Genomic DNA, 20,515 nt, shown 5'->3' on the forward strand with positions numbered 1-20,515 from the left:
TGATGTCTTCGTCGTAGCAGCGCGCTTGCGCGCGATGGGCGTTATCGGCAATGCCTCATCGCGCGCAAGCGCGCTCCTACGTGGAGCCGCCGTGCGTGTGCGGTGTTGCGCAGCGATTGCGCGGAGTGGCGGCACCGTGGAGCGGTGCCGCCTGTAACGCGCGCTTCAGCGCTTGCGCGCAGTGGCTGGCGCGTTGGCCTCACCCAGCGTCATCTTCAACCACTGTTCGCTCTCGGCCAGCATGTGCAGGATCGACTGCCGCGCACGGTAGGCGTGCGCTTCGTTGGGCAGCATCACCAGCCGCGCGTTGCCGCCCAGACCCTTGATCGCGGTGAACAGGCGCTCGCTCTGGATCGGGAAGGTGCCGCTGTTGTTGTCGTCCTGGCCGTGGATCAACAGCAGCGGATCCTTGATCTTGTCGGCGTAGTTGAACGGCGACATTGCCTGATACACCGGTTGCGCCTGCCAGTAATTGCGTTCCTCGGCCTGGAAGCCGAAAGGCGTGAGGCTGCGGTTGTACGCGCCACTGCGCGCGATGCCGGCCTTGAACAAGCGCGTGTGCGCGAGCAGGTTGGCGGTCATGAACGCGCCATAGGAATGCCCGCCGATGGCGATGTGCTCGCGGTCGGTCACCCCACGCCGCACCACTTCATCCACCGCGGCCTGCGCATCGGCGATGAGCTGCGGCAGGTAGGTGTCGTTGGGTTCGGCATCGCCTTCGCCCACGATCGGCATGGCCGGGTTGTTGAGCACCACGTAGCCGATCGCCAGAAACGCCTGCGGGCCCCAGTAGCTGATGGCATTGAAGCGATACGGCGAGTCGGTGACCTGGCTGGCGGTGTCGGCGCTTTTGAACTCGCCCGGGTAGGCCCACATCAACAGCGGCCGCGGGCCATCGCGTTTGGGGTCGTAGCCGGGCGGCAGCAGCAACGTGGCGGTGAGGTCCACGCCGTCATTGCGCTTGTAGCGGATCTGCTCCTTCTGCACGCCGCGCAATTGCGGCAACGGGTGCGCAAAGCGGGTCAGCGCCCGCGGTGTGGCCGCCGCGTCGCCCAGTGTCTGCACGTAGTAGTTGGCCGGCTCCTCGGGCGATTCGCGGCTGAGCAACAGCTGCGTGCCCTGCGTATCCAGCAGCGCGATCGGTGCGGCATAGGTGGGCGCCTTTGAGTGGAACAGCCGCGTGGTGCGTTTGCTCTGCAGATCGAAGCGGTCCACGAACGGGCGGTCGCCTTCCGGCGAAGCGCCCTTGCCAAGCAGGAACAGGCTGTTGCCATCGGCACCGGTCTGCAGCAGCGCATGGCCGTTGCCGTCGGCGATCAGCGCCGGCGTTCCGGGGTCGTTGTAGCGGTCCTGCGAGGAGCGGTCCCACAGCAGTTCCGGCGCGCGCTGTGGTTGGTCCGGTGCGATGCGCCACTGTTTGGTGCGGCGGGTCTTCCACCAGCTCTCGCTGATGATGGCCAGGTCGCCCCGGCCCCAGTGCACGCCCTCGAACCGGCTGCCGAGCTTGGCCAGGGTGACCGGCGCACGTTTGAACGGCGCGGCCTGCATCAGCACCGCATCACGCACGCTGCTGGCGCGCGCCGGGTCGCCGCCGTCCTGGGCTTCGGCCCAGACCAGGGTGGCCGGCGCATCGGCGCGCCAGGCGATTTCGCGCACGCCGGTGGGTACGGCGTCATTGCCGGTCGGCAAGCCTTCCACCAGCGGCAGTTGCGCGATCTGGCGGACCAGCTTGCCTTGCAGATCCAGCACCTCAATGCGGCGCGCAAACGCGTCCAGCGGCGCCAGATACGAGAACGGGCGCTCGCTGCGCTCGCTCAGCACGTAGCGGCCATCCGGCGACACCGACAGGTGCAGATAGATCCCGGGCGGGGCAATCGGCCGCACCTGCCCGTTCACCGCCACGATCACCGGCTGCGCGGTGGCGTAGTACTCGAACAGCCGCGCATCGGCTTCGTTGCGGAGCAGATCCTGATAGGTGCGGATTGCGCGCACGCCGGCATCGGCACTGGTCTGCTGGATTGCCGGGCCCGCCGGCACCGCGTCGCGGGCGGGCGGTGCGGCCTGGTCACGCAGTTGCTGCTGCACCAGCAACCCACTGCTATCGGGCAGCCAGTGCAGTTCGTCGTTGATGCTGGTGTTCACGTCGGCCAGCAGGCGACGCGCCTGCCCTGCCGCCACATCCACCACCCACAGCTCGTTGGCGCCACTGGCCGCATCCTCGCGGCGGAAGGCCAGAGAGCGCTGGTCGGGCGACCAGGCCAGGTCGGCCAGCGACAACGGCGCCGGCAGGCCGGCGATCTGGCGCTCGCTGCCATCGGCCACCGACAGCAGCCACAGCTTGCTGGCGAAGGAGAACCGGCTGGCGGCGTGGGTCTTGGGATGGATGCGCACGCCGGCCAGCTTGAGCTCGGGCTGCGCCACCTCGGCAATGTCCGGCAGCGCCGGCAGCTGCAGCATGGCCGCCAGGTCGCGCCGTGGCGACAGCTGCAGCAACGGCGCGCGCGGCGCGTCCACCACCGCCTGCAGCGCCTTGGAGGGCAGCTGGTAGCCGGTGGTCGGCAAGGACGTCGGCGGGGCCGCCGGCTGCGCCAGGGCCGGGACGCTCAGCGCCAGCCAGCCCAACACCACCCAGCCCCGTTGCCACCCCTGCCGCCTGGTGCATCTCGCCTGCATGCCCTTCCCCGGTGTCGAATGAGGCTTGGACCATAGCAGCCAGGCGGCCCGGCTCCCCCTGTCGTTGGTTGGGGTGGGCGGCAATTCATGCCGGACGGGGGTGCTGCCGATATAATCAGACCCTCGTCGAGGGGCGCTGCGACCGGTACGGCAGATTCATCTGCCACCTGCACGAAAAGTGCGGGCAACAACGGCCAGGCTCGACAGGGATTTTTCGTGAAACGGCGCCCGGAATTGCAGACATTCGCCTGCCTACCGGAGCAACTGATGAACGCTGTCGCAAAAACCGTTCCACACACCGATTACAAGATCGCCGACATCTCCCTGGCCGATTGGGGCCGCAAGGAGCTGGACATCGCCGAGCACGAGATGCCGGGCCTGATGTCGATCCGCCGCAAGCATGCGCAGACCAAGCCGCTGAAAGACGTCCGCATCACCGGCTCGCTGCACATGACCATCCAGACCGCCGTGCTGATCGAAACGCTCAAGGACATCGGCGCCAATGTGCGCTGGGCCTCGTGCAACATCTTCTCCACCCAGGACCACGCGGCCGCCGCGATTGCCGCCACCGGCACGCCGGTGTTCGCCTGGAAGGGCGAGACGCTGGAAGAGTATTGGGACTGCACCCTGGACGCGCTGACCTTCACCCTGCCCGACGGCACCCTGACCGGCCCGGAGCTGGTGGTGGACGACGGCGGCGACGTCACCTTGCTGATCCACAAGGGCTATGAGCTCGAAAACGGCAGCACCTGGGTCGACGAGCCGGCCTCCTCGCACGAAGAAGGCGTCATCAAGGCACTGCTCAAGCGCGTGGCTGTCGAGCGTCCGGGGTACTGGGCGCGTGTGGTCAAGGACTGGAAGGGCGTCTCTGAAGAGACCACCACCGGCGTGCACCGCCTGTACCAGATTGCCGAAGCCGGCAAACTGCTGATCCCGGCCATCAACGTCAACGACTCGGTCACCAAGAGCAAGTTCGACAACCTCTACGGCTGCCGCGAGTCGCTGGCCGATGGCCTCAAGCGCGCGATGGACGTGATGCTGGCCGGCAAGGTCGCCGTGGTCTGCGGCTACGGTGACGTGGGCAAGGGCAGCGCCGCATCGCTGCGTGCCTACGGTGCCCGCGTCATCGTCACCGAGATCGACCCGATCTGCGCCCTGCAGGCGTCGATGGAAGGCTTCGAGGTCAACACCATCGAATCCACCCTGGGCCGCGGCGACATCTATGTCACCACCACCGGCAACAAGGACATCATCACCGTCGAGCACCTGCAGGCGATGAAGGACCAGGCGATCGTCTGCAACATCGGCCACTTCGACAACGAGATCCAGGTCGATGCGCTGAATGCACTCAAGGGCGTGCAGAAGATCAACATCAAGCCGCAGGTCGACAAGTATGTGTTCGGCAACGGTAACGCGATCTTCCTGCTGGCCGACGGCCGCCTGGTGAACCTGGGCTGCGCCACCGGCCACCCGAGCTTCGTGATGTCCAATTCGTTCGCGAACCAGACCCTGGCGCAGATCGACCTGTGGGAAAAGCGCGACAGCTACGAGAAGAAGGTCTACATCCTGCCCAAGCACCTGGATGAAGAAGTGGCCCGCCTGCACCTGGAGAAGATCGGCGTCAAGCTGACCACCCTCACCAAGGACCAGGCCGACTACCTCGGCGTGGACGTGGCCGGCCCGTACAAGCCGGATCATTACCGCTACTGATCCATTGGCAAAACATCGCCATGTAGACAAAACGGGCGCCGTAAGGCGCCCGTTTTTTGTTTGAGGACATTGCCGAGAACAGTGCACCGCAAAGCGGTTGAGGTTCGGGTCACACACACTTGAGCCGCGTGCTTCGCTCGCCTTGCAAGCGTGGCTGCCAACTCAGCACGTTCGATGCTCGACGCATTGATCAGTCCGTTGCATCTGGACCCTTGCGCTCGACAGGCTGCACACGCCGGCGGTAACGTACCGGCCCGGGCGTCGCCCCTGCCTTGCCTGCACGCGGTTGCGGCAGAACGCGCCGGCTCTTTCAGCCCATCTAAAAAGGACACCGCATGGGTAGCTTCAGCATCTGGCATTGGCTCATCGTTCTTGTGTTTTTCGGCATCATCGCTGCCGTCATCAGCGCGATCGTCTGGCTTGCCAAGCGCGCTTCACGCAAACCCGGTGCATCTGCCGCAGGCACTACAGCGGCACTGAAGACCACCGAATCCCGGCTGGCCGAACTGGATCGGCTCAAGTCTCAGCAGCTGATCACCGACGCCGAGTACACCCAGCGACGCACTCAGATTCTGAGCGAACTTTGAGCGGCTGCACCTGCCGGTGAATCATGTCCGCGCCGTGATGGAACATCAGATCCATGTCACCTGCGCGCCAGGCGCCGCGTATCAAACGCTACTGGCGCAAGGTGCCGCGACAAGCGACGGGATCGTGCTGGACGTCCGCACACCGGAGCGACAGGCCGAGATGTTCAGCCTGCTGCAGTCGCTGCAGCTTCCGTTTGCCGATGCGCCTGCAGGCTGGCCACCCGCCGCGGTCTTTGCGCACCTTAGGGAGCAAGGGCGGGTGCACGGCGCCATCATCACGGTGACGTGGGCGGCCCCTGAGATGCCCGTGCTCGGCGTCGGCTAACGCTGCTTGAGCGCGGTGCGTGAACGCCGGTCGCCTGCAGGCAGCTGACGAAGACGAAGGCGCAGGCCCATGTGCAACCGCTACGCCCAACGCCTCGCGTCAGGGGCGCCAATTCGCGTTGGCATCCCAGAACGCCACCGCGCGGCGGTAGGCATCGCGATCCAGCGGCACGCCGGAACCTCCCTCTTGCACACCCAGCGCATTGCGCAGCATGGTGATGGGGGCCATGGGAATTTCGTCTGGCTCGGCGGTGTACAGACAACCGACCACGCCCCAGTCCGCGTCGATGGGGCTGCCCTCCTTGGCCAGCTGATCGCGGCTGTAGAGGATGGGCAGCAGATAGTTAGCCACCGATGGCTCCACGCCTTCGAACCAGCGCACCAGGACGGGTAATTCCTGCGAATTGCGTGCCTCGTAGGCGGAGCGCAGCTGATGGCGATTGGCATCGGTGATGGGGACGGTCAGACAGCGTGTCGAGGTCCAATTGCGATGCGCATGCAGCCGGCAGAATGGCGCGTAGCCCTCGATCACCCGCACTGGCGTTTCATCGTTGAGGCGCTGGATGAACTGCTCGGGCGTGCAGTCCTGGATGGCGTTGCGGCGGCCATCGCGCGGAAACAATCGCGGGCGGGCAAACGGGGTAAGAACAATCGACATGGCGCGTGCTGGCAGCGGTACAGCGTGCAAGGGTAACGCGGGCGCATCGTTCTCACGCAAGCGCTCCTCCCGCGCCTTGGTCTGCGGTGACCCGCCAGATGTGCTGGCAGCAGTACATCGCCCTGCTACCTGTACGCGCGTTGCCCGCCATCGACGCGGCGCGCACGCATCACGGTGCCCGCATCCGGCTTACCAGATCAGATCGTCCGGCACCTTGAACTGGCTGTAATAGTCGTCGTCGCTGTCCGGCGATGGTGGCGCTGCGGCGCGGCCATGATCCAGCACCACCACGGTGGCATCGCGGCTGTAGACCTTCTCGGCCGCGGCACGCGGAATCAGTTCGAAACCCTCGCCGTAGCGCGCGATCACCAACGCGCCACTGGCCAGCTGGCTGCGCAAGAGGGGGCTGACCAGCACGCTGCGAATGACGCTGCCATCGTTGAAGCGGTAATCGATCTCGCCTTCGCGCTTGACGCGGCTGGTCTCGATGATCTGGCGGACCTGCGCCACCAGTTCCTGCTGCCGCAGCTGCGCGTTGCGCTCCTCGGCCAATGCGCGGTCGCGCTCGGCGCGCTCGGCTTGCAGGCGGGCGGCATCCACCTTGTCCGGGTCTGCTGCGGCCGCCGGTGCACCCTTGGCATGGCGCTGCTTGTTCTGCTCGCGCGCCACCTTGTCCACCTGGGCTTTCTTGACCAGGCCTGCCTTGAGCAGTTGTTCTTGAAGAGGATTGCGCATGCGAGAAGACCAACCGGTGACGTGCACACAGTTTAACGCGGCCGGCGTGGTGGCCGCCCTGGTGCACGAGGTGCCGCTGGCCAGGAGGCCTGAACCAGGCTGTTCAGGCTTAGCGCCGCTATCAAAACGCCTGCAGGCGCCAGCCGGGCGCGGCCGGTGCTAGGAATCGGCATGTACCCCCATACACTCCGGGTGCTCCGCGCCGGCCGCACCCACCTGACAACTTGCTCGCTACGTTTCGGTAGCCGCTCTTCATACCGCTGAGCCATTGTGCACGCGCTGCTGCACTGGGCTGCCGTCGTTGCCTGTAGCGCGCAGGTTGCGCACCGAGCCCGGCCTGCTGGACGTCACGGCATCCATACCGGCAACCACCGCCGCCATTCATCAGCACCGCGCGCAGTGCATCGGTGCGAGTGCGACCGTGCACGCCCTCGGCATCGAACCGGCCGCACGTTTCGCGGCTGTTGTGCAGTGAATACGTATGCACAGGGTCAATGCTGCGCCGCGATGCGCGCTTAGCATCACCGCGCGCCGCACGCCGTGGGGCGCGCTTTCCGGAACAGGGGCCGGAGGGCATTGCTGCATGCATCGCTGTGCGGGATGCGTGCGTCCACTGATCAGGAGACACACCCGATGCACGCCACCTCTCGCCCCTGTCCACGCACGTTCTGGCAACGCGCTCACCAGTTGCTGTTGATCGCGCTGACCTTGTTGCTGACCACCGCCAGCGCACAGGCCGACGTCATCCTGCATGCGTTCAACTGGCCCTACGCCACGGTAGAAGCGCGCGCCAAGCAGATCGCCGATGCCGGGTATCGCAAGGTACTGGTCGCACCGGCCTATCGCTCCGAAGGCAGTGCCTGGTGGGCGCGCTACCAGCCGCAGGATATCCGCTTGATCGACAATCCACTCGGCGACACCACCGCGTTCGCGCGCATGGTGCAGGCACTGGCAAACAACGGTGTGGAAACCTATGCCGACGTGGTGTTCAACCACATGGCCAACGAAGCAGCAACGCGCTCGGACCTCAATTACCCCGGCAGCGCGGTGCTGGCGCAGTACGCAGCCAATCCTGGGCGCTACGATGCACTGCGCCTGTTCGGCACGGTGCAGTCCAACTTTTTGAGCGCCAGTGATTTCGGGCCGGCGCAATGCATCAGCAACTACAACGATGCCTTCCAGGTGCGCAATTACCGCATCTGCGGCGGCGGCAGCGATCCGGGCCTGCCGGATCTGCTCAGCAACGATTGGGTGGTGCAGCAGCAGCGCGCCTACCTGCAGGCGCTCAAGGGCCTGGGCGTCACCGGCTTCCGCGTGGACGCGGCCAAGCACATGACCTTCGACCATCTCAACCGCGTTTTCGATGCCGGCATCCGCTCCGGTGTGTACGTGTTTGGTGAAGTGATCACCGGCGGTGGCAGCGGCAATGGCGACTACGACCAGTTCCTGGCGCCGTATCTGCAATCCACCCCGCATGCCGCCTACGATTTCCCGCTGTTCAACGCGGTACGCAATGCCTTCGGTGTGGGTGCGAGCATGCAACAGTTGGTGGACCCGGCGTCCACCGGGCAGGCCTTGCCGGGCAATCGCGCAGTCACCTTTGCCGTAACGCATGACATCCCCAATAACGCGGGCTTCCGCTACGCGATTCTCGACCCGGTCGATGAAACGCTGGCCTATGCGTACTTGCTGGGCCGCAACGGCGGCGTGCCGATGGTCTACACCGACAACAACGAAAGCGGCGACAACCGCTGGGTCAATGCCTATCTGCGCGATGATCTGCGCCGCATGATTGGCTTCCACAACGGCGTGCAGGGCAGCGACATGCAGGTGCTGTCATCCAGTGCCTGCCACATCCTGTTCCGCCGCGGCAGCCTCGGCATCGTGGGCATCAACAAGTGCGGCAACCCGGTCAACACCACCGTTGCCATGAACGGCAGCGTGTTGTTCTGGAATGCGGATTACGTCGATGCACTGGGTTCCGGCAATGTGGTGCGCATCTCCAGTGGCTCGTACACCTTCACCCTGCCGGCGCGGCAGGCGCGTATGTGGCGACGTTGATTTTGCAGACGCGCTGCAGCACGGTCTGTTTTCCGTAGGTGACATCCAGGCAACCAGGGAACACCAGCAGATCCCGCTGAGTAGCAACACCGACGCCTTCATGGGTGCAGCCCGCATGAAGGCGTCGATGCGTTCGGCAACCGAAAAAATCTACAACGACGCATCTTTTTCATTGCTGGCGGCATTTCAGGACCACGCGATGACGCGCACGGTTACCAGCAGGCGCCCTCGCGCGCATGCCAACCAAAGATGAACTGTCCGCGCACCGCAACCCATCAATGCAACCCGTTCGCACGGCGCGCGTACCTACGAGCGGTCGCTGCAATTGCTTCCTTCTGCTGCGCGGCGACCATCGTGGCGAGCGCCATGCGAGCACTACACGCATGACATCGCCCTCCCCCATCGATGGTGCACGCCGGAGCATGCGATGCCTCTCTACTTTGTCCGCCATGGGGAATCGCTCGCCAACGAACAGAACTACTTCGCTGGTTCCCAGAATTCGCCGCTGACCCGGCTCGGCCGGCATCAGGCGCAGCAGGCCGCGCTACGTGCAGCAACGCGCACTGCACTTCGACCAGGTGCATGTCTCCACGCTGGAGCGCGCGCAGGCAACGGCAGCCATCATCCTGCATGACGTTGCGCCCATGCCCGAGGTCGTTTCCAGCGCGGCACTGGTGGAACGCAACTTCGGCATCTTCGCCGGCAAGAACAAGACCTTGATCAAGAAGTCGGTCGGCCATGCGGTGTTTGAACGCTACTTCCATGATGCCGATGGCGCGCCACCGGACGGCGAACACTGGATGGATATGTACGCCCGCTGCAAGACCTACTACGAGACCGTGCTGGCGCCGCTGGATCAGCAAGCCAAGCACGTGCTGGTCGTCGCGCACAAATACATCGTGGAAGTCTTAGCGCTGATCGCATCCGGGCTGCCGCCAGCGGAGTACATCGACTTCCGCTTGCCCAACTCGCGCCCGCTGTCATGGGACGAACTCAAGCAACTGACCGCGCGCAGTTCGTCACACCTCAATACGCTGGGCGAATTGACGGAAATCCACCTGCTGCGCTGGATGCTGCTCGCCACGCTCGGTGGTTTGCACTGTCGTGCATGGGCGCAGCGCTGCCACCTGCGTTAGCCAGCGTTGCGGTGATCGCCTTGCTGGCAGTGAATGCGTTCTTCCTGTCGCTCCGGATCGAGCCCGGGGCACTGCGCCTGACCAGCGGCCCGGAGAACATCGCATTGGGTGCGCTCAGTGTGGGGCGTGTCTTGCTGGCAATAGCCCTGCTGGTTGGCACGCAGAACGCGTGACTGCATGTCCTGGGCCTGTTGCTCATTGTGCCGCCAGCGTTGTCGGTGCCCACGTTCTCGCTGGCACGTGGGGGCGACTATTTCTTTGCCGCGCGCTACACGCTGGTCTTGTCGATCGTGCTGCCGCTGCTGCTATTGGTACTGTTCCTGGACCATCGCGAAGTGCTGGGCAACGCGCATGCGCTGGAGCGCTTCTTCGTGGTGTTGGTGGTTGCCTTGGCGCTGCCTTGCCTGCTTGGCCAGGCCTGGCGCCACGCGCGCCCCATCGCGGCCGGCAAGCTCGCCACCAATTGGAGCTGGGTCGGTGCGCTGGCGATGGTGCCACTGGCATTTCTGGTGGCGCTGCGCGCGGACGGCGATGCACTGCCGGCCACCCTGCGCCACTGCGGCTGGCATGCGTGGGCCGCGTTGCTGCTCCCGTTCTGCGTCCTTGTGGCCAGCCGCTTCTGCAGCGCGCTGTATCTACGGCTGCACCAACGGATGACCGGCAGGACCATTCATGCCGCGATCGTGGCCGATATCCATCTGCTGCAGACCTCGCCGAATATTTTCCTGTGGCTCAGCCTGCTGTTACCCGGCACGTTCCTGCATGCGCCGACACTGGTGGCCGGCTCCCTGTTGGGCTTCTTCGTCTTCGCCTACCTGGATGAAGCGCTGATCGTCAGGCGCTTCCGCGCACAGATTGCGCCCGCTGTGGCAACGCCGGTGCGTGCTGCGACCGACAGCATCGGTGACGCGCAAGCGGTGGATACACAGGATCAATGCACCGTGCTCGACACGCGGCAGGTCAAGACGCGCCTGTTCTCAGACGCTCTAGCAATGGCGTCTCGGCGGCGTTCCATGCACTGGAACGCCGTGAACAGGTACATGGCGAGCCTGCCAACGCTGCGCCTTACGCGCGCACCGTCACCACGCAAACGGCGCAGTCACCTGCCGTTCGCCCAGTAAAAACGCATCAGCCACATGCACGAAGGGCGTGGTGTCCACCTCGGACTCGCCCGCGCGCACCAGTTGCACGAAACGCGCGTACAGCCCGTCGTATTCGCTGGCCGCAGGCACGCTGTGTGCGACGCCATCGATGTGCAGCTTGGCACCGCCCTCGCTCAGCACCAGCGCTCCCTGCGTGGTCTCCACCGCGATGTCCCAGCATTGGTGGCCGGTCTGCAGGAAATCGAATTCCGCAGTCACCGGTACGTCGTCGGTATCGGCGAAGGTAAGCGTGGCCGCCAGCGGCGCCTGCCGATTACTCGGTGTGTGCAACGTGGCTTTGCGCAGCGCGAACGGCCGCGGCAGCAGATGGGTGACGATGGACAACGCATTGATGCCGGGGTCGAACACGCCCATGCCACCGTGCTCCAGGATCCAGTCCTGGCCGGGGTGCCAATGGCGGATGTCTTCCTTCCAGGTGATGTGCACGCGCACCAGCTGCTTGCCGGCCAGCCACTGCCGTGCCGGCTCCACGCCGGCCGCGCAACGCGAGTGCCAGCTGGTGAACAAGCTGCGCTGCGCCTGCCGGGCGATCACGCGCAGGTCGTCGATCTCCGCCAGGGTGGCCGCCGGTGGTTTTTCCAGGAACACATGGCGCCCGGCCGCCAGCGCAGACTGCGCCAGGGCATGCCGCCCCACCGGGGGTGTGCACAAGGCCACCGCCTCGATCTGCGGATGCGCGGCAAACGCCTCCTCCAGCGTCTGGAACGCTGGCACACCATCCACCGTGCCATGCCGGCTCACGGTGGCCACCAGCTGCACGTCGTCGCGCGCGGCGATGGTGGGCACGTGCTGGTCGCGGGCGATCTTGCCGATACCGACAAGGGCAATGCGCAATGCGTCTGGATGCTTCATCGAAACCTTCGTGCTCATGAGGAAATGACGACCCACAGATGACACCGGCAGCCCTGCGTCGTCGTGCGCACGGCTGCGTGGCGAGAGGTGTCGCAGCCACGGCGGCTGCGCGCAACCGGCGCAGTGTACGGTCAGCACAGCGGCCGCTGCGAGACATCGCTACCGCTTGTTTTGCTATACCTCGTGGCAGGCCGCAGCCGCGCGCATCGTGCAAGGTTGGGCGACCGATCTACGGTTGACGGCACGCGGGTCAGCAGCCAGCATCGCGCCGCACACTCCGTGCGGTCATCCCCTCGGGCGCATCGCCATGCTGCATCACCTCTCGCTGGGCGTCAGCGCGATCTACACGTCCGTCACCTTCTACGATGCAGTGCTGGGCGCACTGGGCTATGTGCGGGTGTGGTCGGACCTGGCGCCTGGCACCGATGACCAGGCAGTGGGCTATGGCTGGGCCGGTGGTGGCGACAAGCTCGCCTTGAAGCAAAGCACGGCCGTGCCGCTGGCCGCGGGCGCCGGCTTCCATCTCGCCTTCAGCGCAGCGAGTACCGCTGCGGTGGACGCGTTCTACGCCGCAGCGCTGCAGTACGGCGGCCGCTGCAACGGCGCGCCGGGCCTGCGGCCGGACTATGGCGATGACTACTACGCCGCCTTTGTGATCGATCCCGATGGACACCGCATCGAGGCGGTGCACAACCAGCCTGCCGGCTAAGAGCAGCTTTCAAAACGACTGCGCAGCCGCCAGGCGGGCGCGGCCGGTGCTCGGAATCGGCATGTACCCACGTACATTCCGGTTCCTCCGCGCCGTCCGCGCCCACCTGACGGCTGCTCGCTACGTTTTGTTAGCCGCTCTAAGTGTTGCTGCGGGTGATTGCCGGTGGCGCGCTGTCTTCGAATCGCGCAATGCCACCGATGCGGCCGCACGCGCACCGCTCAAGCAACCGCACAGGCGCGCCCGTGCGACAGGCCCGCAGCCTACGGTGCAGGCCATGTCCGCACCTGCAGTGCCGCTACATTTCCAGCACCACCTTGCCCAGATGGCTACCCTGCTCCAGATAGCGATGCGCGGCGGCGGCCTCGGCCAGCGGGAAACATTGATCGATCAACACGCGCACCTTGCCTTGCGCAATCCAGGGCCACACCACGCGTTCCACTTCCGCTGCCAGCCGCGCCTTTTCGTCGGCGTTGCGCGGGCGCAGGGTCGAACCGGTGATGATGGCCTGCTTGCGCATCAGCAGCGGGATCGGCACTTCCAGCGTGGCGCCGGCCTGCGAGGCGATGTAGACGATGCGGCCACGCGGATTCAGTGCTTCCAGCGTATCGGCAAAGACCGAGGCGCCCACCATGTCCAGCGCCACGTCCACCCCGGCGTGCGCCTTGGCGGCGGCCACGAACGACTCGGTGGTGGAGTCGATCGCCACGTCCGCGCCCAGTTCGCGTGCCTGCGCCGCCTTGCCGGCCGAGCGGGCCGTGGCCAGCACATGCGCGCCGGCGACCTTTGCCAGCTGGATCGCGGTCACGCCGATGCCGGAGGTAGCGCCGTGCAGCAGCAGCCATTCGCCTGCCGCCAGGCGGCCATGTTCGAACAGATTGGCGTACGCGGTGAAGATGGTTTCCGGCAACGCAGCGGCCTGCACCAGCGTCATGCCGTCAGGAACCGGCAACACATGGCGCGCGTCCACCACCGCGTACTGCGCGTAGCCACCGCCGCCGAGCAAGGCGCATACACGGTCGCCAACCTTCCAGCGGCCAGCGGCCACCACGACGTCACCCGCGACCTCCAGGCCCAGCGTCTCCGGTGCACCCGGCGGTGGCGGATAGTGGCCCCCACGCTGCAACAGATCCGGCCGATTGATGCCGGCGGCATGCACACGGATCAACACCTGGCCCGGTCCCGGCTGCGGGCGCGCTTGCTCAACCGCATGCAGTGCATCTGCATCGCCCTTGCCGTTGCGGATCGCAATGGCCGTCATCGTGGTCTCGCTCATGGGGACGCTCCGTAGAAAGTGGGCACCAGTGTAGGCGCCGGCCCGTCAACGTTTGGCACAGGAGCGACGTGTGCCCGGCGTAGCGTCGCGAGAAATGCGAACCGTCGTTGGCGTCACCCTACATCCCTGGGCGACGTGACTGCTTTGTGCATTGATCAATGCCTGCATCAAGAATGCCTTGGCCCTCGAGCATGCGCTGAGCGTTCGAACAGCTGCTGACCGAGGCAGTTTCGCGCTGGCACTGACGCGAACAGGGACTAGCTGCGCGCTGCTAAGCCTGCGCTGCGAGACATCGTCGCGCGCTCTCGGTGATACCAAATCCATCGTTGAACTCGCGCTTGGCGTGCGTTTGCAGTGTTCACTGCTGCTCCTGCCGCCAGCCGCGGCACCACACGGCCAGACACGTGAGCACTCCGACCACGACCACTTCCCCACGTACGCCGCAGACGGTCACCACACGTCGCAGACGCATCATCGTTTCGCTCTGAGCCACCACAGCAGCAGCCACCAACTGCCAGCCACTTGGGCGAAACGATCACCAGCAACCCATCCCCAGTTGTCGCCATGCCGAAAGTTCAACGTGACGGCATCGCGCTGCACCGCGACACCTCGCGCGCCGCCTAAACGACACCACCACCATCGCCACGCCAACAGCTGCGCGCCCACGTTTCCGTAGGCGCGCAGGCAGCCAGTTACTCGGCGTCGTCTGCCACCACGTCCTGATCCAGGTACTGGCGGATCGCCTCGAACACCTTCGAGGTCCCGTCATCCTGGCCCGAGGGCAGGCGTGCGGCGAAGTCGCGCAACAACTTGTCGCCGTCCACGCCGGGCTGTTCGGCCATCGCGAGCGCGAGATCGCCCACGCTGCGCGCCAACGCGACCCAGATGCGGCCCAACGACTCAGCGATTACATCCATTTCCTGCTCTTGCATGTCGCGCTCCGATCAATTGCGTGGGGTAGCGCCCAGCTTACCGCGTGCATCGCGCCATGACTGCGTCACCGGCAAGCAGCCCCAAGCATGCCGCGACCACGATCACATCCAGCGGCTCTGCCGCCTCTATGATTTGCGGCATTCGGCAGCGGAGTCGGCGCATGCGGTATCGATGGCAGTGGTGTCAGTTGGTGGCGGGCGCCCTGCTGCTGGGCTGCGGTGCAGCGGCATGGGCCGCGCAGGTGCGCATCGAACACCGCGATGACCGCTATCGGCTGCTGGTCGATGGCGCGCCCTTCGTCATCAAGGGCGCGGGCCTGGGTAATGGCAGCATGGAGACGCTGGCTGCACGTGGCGGCAACGCGCTGCGCACCTGGCGCGTGGATCCGGACCCGCAGCGCCAGCGCGCATTTCTGGATCGCGCGCAACGCAATGGGTTGAAGGTCGCCGTCGGCATCGAGGTCGGCAACGAACGACACGGCTTCGATTACAACGATGCCGCAGCCGTGCGCCAACAACTGCAGCGCATTCGCACTCAGGTGCAGCAGTCGGCTGCGCATCCGGCGGTTTTGATGTGGGTGGTCGGCAACGAGCTCAATCTCGATTACACCAATCCCAAGGTCTGGAACGCGGTGGGCGCGATTGCTGATGCCATCCACGCAATCGATCCGGACCATCCGGTCACCACCACCCTGGCCGGTTTCGACAAGCCGTTGATCGACCGCCTCAAGGCACGTGCGCCGTCGCTGGATCTGATCGCCGTACAGCTGTACGGCGACATCGAAGCATTGCCGCAAAAACTGCACGACAGCGGCTGGCGTGGCCCGTATGTGGTCACCGAATGGGGCCCCACCGGCCACTGGGAATCGCCGACCACCCCCTGGGGTGCGCCCATCGAAGACAACAGCGCGCGCAAGGCGGTGCTGCTGGAGCAGCGTTATCGCCAGCGCATCGCCAGCGATACGCGGCAGGGGCTGGGCTCGTTCGTGTTCCTGTGGGGCAACAAGCAGGAGCGCACGCCCACCTGGTATGGGCTGTTCCTGCCCTCTGGCGCGGCCACGCCCAGCGTGGACACGCTGCAGGCGCTATGGACCGGGCGCTGGCCAGCCACGCGCGCGCCGGCCGTGTCCACGCTGACCCTGGACGGCAAACAGGTACTGGACAGCGTGACACTGCGCGCAGGCCGAATCGCCACTGCCACGCTCACGGCCAGCGGCGCCACCGCACTGCGCTACGTCTGGCAGGTGCGCACCGAAAGCACGGCGCGCAGCATCGGTGGCGATGCGGAAGCACTGCCAGCGCAGATCGACGTTGAGCTGCATCCCGCGCATGCGGGCGATGACAGTCGCGTCCGCCTGAAGGCGCCGGCGCCGGGCAATTACCGCTTGTTCGTGGAAGTCCATGACCAGCAAGGCCGCGCCGGTTACGCCAACCTGCCGTTCCGGGTAGAAGCGCCTTAGCGCGGCATGCCCCGCGCGGATCGGGACACTCGCAACCAAATATGCATTCATCGCGATGAAGCGATATTATGGCCGCACGCTCTGCCGGACCTGCCGCGATGACGCATCTCAGCTTCGAGTTCTACCCGCCCAAAACTGACGACCAACGCGCGCAGCTGGACCGGACTGCGGCCAAGTTGAAGGCCTATGCGCCCGAATACGTGTCGTGCACGTTTGGTGCCGGCGGCTCCACGTTGAGCTACACCTCCGAGACGGTGCGTCACCTCAAGCAGAAGCACGGCTTTGAAGCGGCGCCGCATCTATCCTGCGTGGGCGGCAGCCGCCAGGAAATCCGCGAGCTGCTCAAGCTCTATCGCGCCATCGGCTGCACCCGCATCGTGGCGCTGCGTGGCGACCTGCCGTCTGGCATGGGCCACCCAGGCGACCTGCGCTACGCCTCGGATTTGATTGCCTTCATCCGCGCCGAGCATGGTGATGCGTTCCGCATCGAGGTGGGCGCCTACCCGGAGACCCATCCGCAGGCCATCGATGCCGACAGCGACCTGAGGTACTTCAAGGCCAAGGTCGATGCCGGCGCGGATGCGGCGATCACCCAGTACTTCTACAACGCCGATGCGTACTTCCATTTTCGCGATGCAGCGCAGCGGCTGGGCGTGGAGGTGCCGATCATTCCCGGCATCATGCCGATCTCCAACTTCTCCCAGCTGCGCCGGTTTTCCGAGCAATGCGGTGCAGAGATCCCACGCTGGATCGGCAAGAAGATGCAGGCCTACGGCGATGATGCCGATGCGGTGCGCGCGTTCGGCGCCGAGGTGGTCGCCGCGCTGTGCGAACGGCTGATTGCCGGCGGCGTGCCGGCGCTGCACTTCTATACGCTCAATCTGGCCAAGCCGACCACACAGGTGTTGCAGCTGCTCGGGCGCTGAGGCAAGCCGTCCAGGGCATTCTCTCCACAGGCATGCCGTTCCGGATCACATCCCTCGCACGCACGCGGGTGACCGGCGCGCGCGGTGCAGGCCTGTGCGGCATTGCTGTGTTGTTCGCCGGCTCACGCGTACACCGTTACGCTGCGCCGATGCCTCGCCTTCTGCTGCCGTTGCTGCTGTTGTTCTGCCTTTGCCCCGCCACACGCGGGCAGGCGCAGGAAATCCGTCGCTGCGTGTCGCCGGACGGGCAGACCATGTTCACCGACCGCCGCTGCGAAGACGTAGGCGCGGTCAGCCGCCTGCCGCCGGCCACGCGTGCGCAGGGCAATGAAGGGTTGTATCGCTACGGCTGCCCTCGTCGGCTGAGCGAGCTGGTGTCGCTGCTGCAGCTGGCAGTGGACAGCCGCGACGTCAACCGGCTATCCAGCCTGTATCTGTGGAGCGGGCAGTCCGACGCCGCCGCCAATCAGGTGCTGAGCCGGCTCGAAGCCATCGTGCAACGCCCGTTGCTGGAGATCGCCCCGATGTATCCACAAAGCGATCCTTCTAGCTGGGAGGCAGACGCAACAGCCTCTGCGGCAGCCCCTGCCAGCGGCCTGGATGGCGGCGCGGTCGACGCGCCTCTGCCGCCGCCGGCTACCCGTCCGCGCCCATGGGGCCTGCGCCTGGAGCAGGCACTCGCCAGCGGCACGCCGGCGCGCAGCGTGTTGCGCCTGCGCCGGCAATACAACTGTTTTTGGGTGACGTTCTAGCGTCAGCCTCGCCGCCCGCCGTGCAGAGGCGGAAGCCGGCAACCAGCAGCGATCAATTGCACCGGCGTGCGCAACGCTAACGCGCCATGCCGCTCAGCGCGTGCGGCCGGCGAACTGCACGAATCAATGGGTGTGAGGTCGTTCGCACATGGCCCGGGCGACGCACGACTGCTGCTTGCCGTGCCGCCTGCGCACCTCAGCGCACCTCAACAGCGCGACGCTCAACCACCGCATCGCCATCTAGCCAGCCAGGTGTGCAGTGATTGCCGCCACCGCCTGCTCCGGGCTCAGCACTGCACTGGAGCAGCAGATGCGGCTGCGTCCACGCCGCATAGTCATGCGCCAACACTGACGCCCATTCCGGCAATCGCAGGCCCGGCACCTCGCTCTGGCGTGTCTCCACCCGCTGCCGATGCAGGTCTTGGTCGCTGCAGATCACTTCGATCTCCAGCACGCGGCTACCGGCATGCGCGGCAACATCGCGCCAGGCCTGGCGCGTGACCGGCAAGGGATTCACGCAATCGGCGACCACCGTCAGGCCGTGGTGCAGATTGCTGCGCGCCAGCGCATAGGCAGCCAGGTAACCGGCCGCGCCAACGTCGCCGGCAAGCATGCCGCTGTCGCGCAACGCCTGCTCGATCGTATCGATGCGCAAGTACACCGCCCCGCACTGCGCCACCAACTGCTGCGCAATGGCGCTCTTGCCGACGCCAGGCAATCCACCGAACACCACCAACCAGGGCGACCGCGCAGCAATCGCGCCTGCTGTCACGCTGGCCACAGCCCGCGAATGGCGGCGATGCCCTGCGCGCCATGCGCGCGTGCTTCGCGCACGTCTCCGGGCTGCATGCCGCCCAACGCGTAAATCGGTAGCGAGACCTGCTCGCGCAAGGTCTCAAACCCCTCCCAGCCCAGCGGCGTGGCGCCCGGGTGCGATGCGGTGGCCTGCACCGGCCCAAGCACGGCGAAATCGCAGCCGAGCCGCTGGGCATGGCGCAGGTCCTCCAGCCCGTGGCAGGAGGCGGCAACGGGCTGGTCGGCCGGCAATGGGCGCTCAGTCAATGTGGCCAGCTGCTCCGATCCCAGATGCACGCCGATGCCGAGCTCGCTGGCCAGGCCGATGTCGCGATTGAGCAACCACTGCGCACGCTGACGCCCGCGCAGCCCCATCACTTGATGCACGAGGGCGCGCCAGCGCGCAGGATCCACCGCCGGTGCGCGCAGCTGGATGCGGGCAATTTCTTGCTGCAGCGCCTGCTCCACGCCATCCAGCCACGCGGCATCGTTCTGCGGCTCCGGCGTGATCAGGTAGCGATCCGGCTGGCGCAGCACCCCCACCACCGGCAAATCGGCCGGCGGCATCGAATAGCGCGCCAGCTTGTCGGCGGCCACCCAGGTCATGGCCTGGCCCTCGCGCCCGCGCGGGCTGCCCTTCCATCCAGTGATCTCCCGCACTTCCAGCCGCAGCCGCTTGTCCGGGTACAGCTGCGGCACGTCCATCACCCACGCGCCCACGTGCGCATCGATGCCGAGTTCTTCGTTGAGTTCGCGCACCAGCGCCTGTTCGGAGGTTTCGCCAGGCTCGCGCTTGCCGCCGGGGAATTCCCACAGGCCAGGCATGTCACGGGTTTCGGTACGGCGGGTCAGCAGGATGCGGCCGCGGGCGTCGGTGATCACGCCGGCAACGACGTGGATGGATCTGAGGGAATCGGGCATGGCGCAAGAGTGCCGCGAGTGAGCGGTTCAGCGCAATCGACTGGCGGTTCAAACAGAGAACGCCGTGCACCAGCTGCCATCTGCACTGGTCAACGCACAGCATTGGAACAACGAGGCCGGCGGCAACCGGCTACGCAGTCCGCTCCAACCAATCTCCACTTCCCAATCCCGACTCCCGCCCTACAGCGGATGCCCGATGCGCCAGAGCACGCCACTGGGGTCGTGCAGGGTGAAATCGCGCGCCCCCCAGGGGCGGTCTTCCGGCGCGCTGCAGGTCACCTGAAAGTGCATGGTCAGTTCGCTGTCGTGCACGTGCTGCCACCACGCATCGGCATCATCCACCCACAGGTGCAGCATCAGGTTCTCGGCCAGCTCGCGCACGTAGAAGTCCTGCAGCAAAAACGCACACTGCGCCCCATGCCGGAAGCAGGTCACGTGACCGACCTCGTCTTCCTGCAAAAAGCCCAACGCCCGATAGAACTGTTGCGAGACGGCGTAGTCGCGCGCAGGCACGAACACTTTCAGTTGCTGGCTGGCTAGAAGCGACACGACCGCACTCCAGTGAGAACGTAGGTCGAGCATACGCCTCGCAATGGCACGGGCGGGGAAGCCTGCATGCAGCGCGGGCGCAGGGCGCAGTTGGCGCCGGTGCGCAATGGACAAGCGCATGGCGAACCTGCAGGGCCGAGGCTTACCGGGAAAAAAGCGCATCGAGCTGGTCGAGCTCTTCTGGGGGCTATACCGCGATTTCCAGACGCCGTCTGGCAACGAGGCAGGCCACGCCGTTGGCAGAGAGCTGGCACAGACGCGATATCTCGGCTGTGGCATTGCGCCCAGCATTCGGC

At 65.9% G+C, this 20,515-nt stretch carries 20 protein-coding genes, 2 other RNA genes, 1 pseudogene and 1 riboswitch; of the genes and pseudogenes, 14 read left to right on the forward strand and 9 right to left on the reverse strand.

Annotated features, from left to right (window positions below):
* Nucleotides 1-165 precede the first annotated feature (165 nt).
* Nucleotides 166-2,673: a S9 family peptidase gene (locus tag ACCQ09_RS17670; RefSeq protein WP_057673216.1), complete on the reverse strand. Its 2,508-nt coding sequence runs from the start codon at nt 2,671-2,673 to the stop codon at nt 166-168.
* Between the two features lie 122 nt (nt 2,674-2,795).
* Nucleotides 2,796-2,910, forward strand: a riboswitch (S-adenosyl-L-homocysteine riboswitch).
* 30 nt (nt 2,911-2,940) lie between these two features.
* Here ACCQ09_RS17670 and ahcY point away from each other — a divergent pair.
* From ahcY to ACCQ09_RS17685, 3 genes are all read left to right on the forward strand, one after another.
* Nucleotides 2,941-4,383, forward strand: a complete 1,443-nt coding sequence (gene ahcY, locus ACCQ09_RS17675; protein WP_050911694.1) for an adenosylhomocysteinase — start codon at nt 2,941-2,943, stop codon at nt 4,381-4,383.
* Between the two features lie 335 nt (nt 4,384-4,718).
* Nucleotides 4,719-4,970 carry a hypothetical protein gene (locus tag ACCQ09_RS17680; RefSeq protein ID WP_014506700.1) on the forward strand — a complete coding sequence of 84 codons (252 nt, stop codon included), beginning with the start codon at nt 4,719-4,721 and terminating at the stop codon, nt 4,968-4,970.
* Between the two features lie 16 nt (nt 4,971-4,986).
* Complete coding sequence (locus ACCQ09_RS17685) at nt 4,987-5,295, forward strand: hypothetical protein (protein WP_227971426.1); 309 nt, start codon at nt 4,987-4,989, stop codon at nt 5,293-5,295.
* A gap of 99 nt (nt 5,296-5,394) precedes the next feature.
* Here the strand turns inward: ACCQ09_RS17685 and ACCQ09_RS17690 are convergent, their stop codons facing one another.
* Together ACCQ09_RS17690 and ACCQ09_RS17695 are read right to left on the reverse strand one after the other, a co-directional pair.
* Nucleotides 5,395-5,952, reverse strand: coding sequence for a DUF3228 family protein (locus ACCQ09_RS17690; RefSeq protein ID WP_043921613.1), 558 nt, complete (start codon nt 5,950-5,952; stop codon nt 5,395-5,397).
* A 189-nt stretch (nt 5,953-6,141) separates the two neighbouring features.
* The gene (locus ACCQ09_RS17695) at nt 6,142-6,687 is read right to left on the reverse strand and encodes a DUF2058 domain-containing protein (protein ID WP_011035985.1); all 546 of its coding nucleotides are present in this window, start codon (nt 6,685-6,687) and stop codon (nt 6,142-6,144) included.
* 171 nt (nt 6,688-6,858) lie between these two features.
* Between ACCQ09_RS17695 and ACCQ09_RS17700 the strand changes: the two genes are divergently transcribed.
* From ACCQ09_RS17700 to ACCQ09_RS17725, 6 genes are all read left to right on the forward strand, one after another.
* Nucleotides 6,859-6,934: non-coding RNA, sX9 sRNA (locus ACCQ09_RS17700), on the forward strand.
* A 443-nt stretch (nt 6,935-7,377) separates the two neighbouring features.
* Nucleotides 7,378-8,748, forward strand: a complete 1,371-nt coding sequence (locus tag ACCQ09_RS17705; protein WP_228427878.1) for an alpha-amylase family protein — start codon at nt 7,378-7,380, stop codon at nt 8,746-8,748.
* Between the two features lie 427 nt (nt 8,749-9,175).
* A complete protein-coding gene (locus ACCQ09_RS17710; RefSeq protein WP_075272220.1) occupies nt 9,176-9,382 on the forward strand; it encodes a histidine phosphatase family protein in 207 nt (68 codons plus the stop codon).
* Entirely contained in the window at nt 9,297-9,884 is a 588-nt protein-coding gene (locus ACCQ09_RS17715) for a histidine phosphatase family protein (RefSeq protein WP_011035983.1), read from the forward strand. Before ACCQ09_RS17710 ends, ACCQ09_RS17715 begins: the two co-directional genes overlap by 86 nt.
* 11 nt (nt 9,885-9,895) lie before the next feature.
* Nucleotides 9,896-10,057: a hypothetical protein gene (locus tag ACCQ09_RS17720; RefSeq protein ID WP_228422057.1), complete on the forward strand. Its 162-nt coding sequence runs from the start codon at nt 9,896-9,898 to the stop codon at nt 10,055-10,057.
* A gap of 27 nt (nt 10,058-10,084) precedes the next feature.
* Nucleotides 10,085-11,005, forward strand: a complete 921-nt coding sequence (locus ACCQ09_RS17725; protein WP_228427877.1) for a hypothetical protein — start codon at nt 10,085-10,087, stop codon at nt 11,003-11,005.
* Here the strand turns inward: ACCQ09_RS17725 and ACCQ09_RS17730 are convergent.
* Nucleotides 10,964-11,899, reverse strand: a complete 936-nt coding sequence (locus ACCQ09_RS17730) for a Gfo/Idh/MocA family protein (protein ID WP_016945092.1) — start codon at nt 11,897-11,899, stop codon at nt 10,964-10,966. The genes ACCQ09_RS17725 and ACCQ09_RS17730 overlap by 42 nt on opposite strands.
* A gap of 307 nt (nt 11,900-12,206) precedes the next feature.
* On the opposite strand from ACCQ09_RS17730, the gene ACCQ09_RS17735 reads away from it, so the two are divergent.
* Together ACCQ09_RS17735 and ACCQ09_RS17740 are read left to right on the forward strand one after the other, a co-directional pair.
* Nucleotides 12,207-12,608, forward strand: coding sequence for a VOC family protein (locus ACCQ09_RS17735; protein ID WP_012439207.1), 402 nt, complete (start codon nt 12,207-12,209; stop codon nt 12,606-12,608).
* A gap of 61 nt (nt 12,609-12,669) precedes the next feature.
* Nucleotides 12,670-12,744, forward strand: a non-coding RNA gene (locus ACCQ09_RS17740) — sX9 sRNA.
* Between the two features lie 162 nt (nt 12,745-12,906).
* On the opposite strand, the gene ACCQ09_RS17745 is transcribed toward ACCQ09_RS17740, so the two are convergent.
* Nucleotides 12,907-13,884 (reverse strand): NAD(P)H-quinone oxidoreductase, encoded by a 978-nt coding sequence (locus ACCQ09_RS17745; protein WP_012439208.1) that lies wholly within the window; start codon nt 13,882-13,884, stop codon nt 12,907-12,909.
* A 692-nt stretch (nt 13,885-14,576) separates the two neighbouring features.
* On the reverse strand, nt 14,577-14,816 hold the full coding sequence (locus tag ACCQ09_RS17750) for a hypothetical protein (protein ID WP_012439209.1): 240 nt from the start codon (nt 14,814-14,816) through the stop codon (nt 14,577-14,579).
* Nucleotides 14,817-14,977: 161 nt separating this feature from the next.
* On the opposite strand from ACCQ09_RS17750, the gene ACCQ09_RS17755 reads away from it, so the two are divergent.
* The 3 genes from ACCQ09_RS17755 to ACCQ09_RS17765 all read left to right on the forward strand — a co-directional run bounded on the left by ACCQ09_RS17755 (nt 14,978) and on the right by ACCQ09_RS17765 (nt 17,954).
* Nucleotides 14,978-16,276 (forward strand): glycoside hydrolase family 2 TIM barrel-domain containing protein, encoded by a 1,299-nt coding sequence (locus ACCQ09_RS17755; RefSeq protein ID WP_228427849.1) that lies wholly within the window; start codon nt 14,978-14,980, stop codon nt 16,274-16,276.
* A gap of 98 nt (nt 16,277-16,374) precedes the next feature.
* A complete protein-coding gene (gene metF, locus ACCQ09_RS17760) occupies nt 16,375-17,202 on the forward strand; it encodes a methylenetetrahydrofolate reductase [NAD(P)H] (RefSeq protein ID WP_040941773.1) in 828 nt (275 codons plus the stop codon).
* A gap of 149 nt (nt 17,203-17,351) precedes the next feature.
* Nucleotides 17,352-17,954: a hypothetical protein gene (locus tag ACCQ09_RS17765; protein WP_052844766.1), complete on the forward strand. Its 603-nt coding sequence runs from the start codon at nt 17,352-17,354 to the stop codon at nt 17,952-17,954.
* A 240-nt stretch (nt 17,955-18,194) separates the two neighbouring features.
* Here ACCQ09_RS17765 and ACCQ09_RS17770 read toward each other — a convergent pair.
* The 3 genes and pseudogenes from ACCQ09_RS17770 to ACCQ09_RS17780 all read right to left on the reverse strand — a co-directional run bounded on the left by ACCQ09_RS17770 (nt 18,195) and on the right by ACCQ09_RS17780 (nt 20,219).
* Nucleotides 18,195-18,726, reverse strand: a pseudogene (locus tag ACCQ09_RS17770) (P-loop nucleotide/nucleoside kinase family protein).
* Nucleotides 18,723-19,670, reverse strand: a complete 948-nt coding sequence (locus ACCQ09_RS17775) for a Nudix family hydrolase (protein WP_012439214.1) — start codon at nt 19,668-19,670, stop codon at nt 18,723-18,725. Before ACCQ09_RS17775 ends, ACCQ09_RS17770 begins: the two are co-directional and overlap by 4 nt.
* A 180-nt stretch (nt 19,671-19,850) precedes the next feature.
* Nucleotides 19,851-20,219, reverse strand: coding sequence for a VOC family protein (locus ACCQ09_RS17780; protein ID WP_011035971.1), 369 nt, complete (start codon nt 20,217-20,219; stop codon nt 19,851-19,853).
* Nucleotides 20,220-20,515 lie beyond the last annotated feature (296 nt).

Origin of the sequence: Xanthomonas sp. NCPPB 2586 (assembly GCF_041475775.2) — a bacterium.
Taxonomy (GTDB): domain Bacteria; phylum Pseudomonadota; class Gammaproteobacteria; order Xanthomonadales; family Xanthomonadaceae; genus Xanthomonas; species Xanthomonas campestris.

Bases quoted from the DNA above. Each gene is read 5' to 3' on its own strand.
- ACCQ09_RS17670 (WP_057673216.1), bottom strand. From the start codon at position 2,673: ATGCAGGCGAGATGCACCAGGCGGCAGGGGTGGCAACGGGGCTGGGTG.
- ahcY (WP_050911694.1), top strand. From the start codon at position 2,941: ATGAACGCTGTCGCAAAAACCGTTCCACACACCGATTACAAGATCGCC.
- ACCQ09_RS17680 (WP_014506700.1), top strand. From the start codon at position 4,719: ATGGGTAGCTTCAGCATCTGGCATTGGCTCATCGTTCTTGTGTTTTTC.
- ACCQ09_RS17690 (WP_043921613.1), bottom strand. From the start codon at position 5,952: ATGTCGATTGTTCTTACCCCGTTTGCCCGCCCGCGATTGTTTCCGCGC.
- ACCQ09_RS17695 (WP_011035985.1), bottom strand. From the start codon at position 6,687: ATGCGCAATCCTCTTCAAGAACAACTGCTCAAGGCAGGCCTGGTCAAG.
- ACCQ09_RS17710 (WP_075272220.1), top strand. From the start codon at position 9,176: ATGCCTCTCTACTTTGTCCGCCATGGGGAATCGCTCGCCAACGAACAG.
- ACCQ09_RS17730 (WP_016945092.1), bottom strand. From the start codon at position 11,899: ATGAAGCATCCAGACGCATTGCGCATTGCCCTTGTCGGTATCGGCAAG.
- ACCQ09_RS17735 (WP_012439207.1), top strand. From the start codon at position 12,207: ATGCTGCATCACCTCTCGCTGGGCGTCAGCGCGATCTACACGTCCGTC.
- ACCQ09_RS17745 (WP_012439208.1), bottom strand. From the start codon at position 13,884: ATGAGCGAGACCACGATGACGGCCATTGCGATCCGCAACGGCAAGGGC.
- ACCQ09_RS17750 (WP_012439209.1), bottom strand. From the start codon at position 14,816: ATGCAAGAGCAGGAAATGGATGTAATCGCTGAGTCGTTGGGCCGCATC.
- ACCQ09_RS17755 (WP_228427849.1), top strand. From the start codon at position 14,978: ATGCGGTATCGATGGCAGTGGTGTCAGTTGGTGGCGGGCGCCCTGCTG.
- metF (WP_040941773.1), top strand. From the start codon at position 16,375: ATGACGCATCTCAGCTTCGAGTTCTACCCGCCCAAAACTGACGACCAA.
- ACCQ09_RS17765 (WP_052844766.1), top strand. From the start codon at position 17,352: ATGCCTCGCCTTCTGCTGCCGTTGCTGCTGTTGTTCTGCCTTTGCCCC.
- ACCQ09_RS17775 (WP_012439214.1), bottom strand. From the start codon at position 19,670: ATGCCCGATTCCCTCAGATCCATCCACGTCGTTGCCGGCGTGATCACC.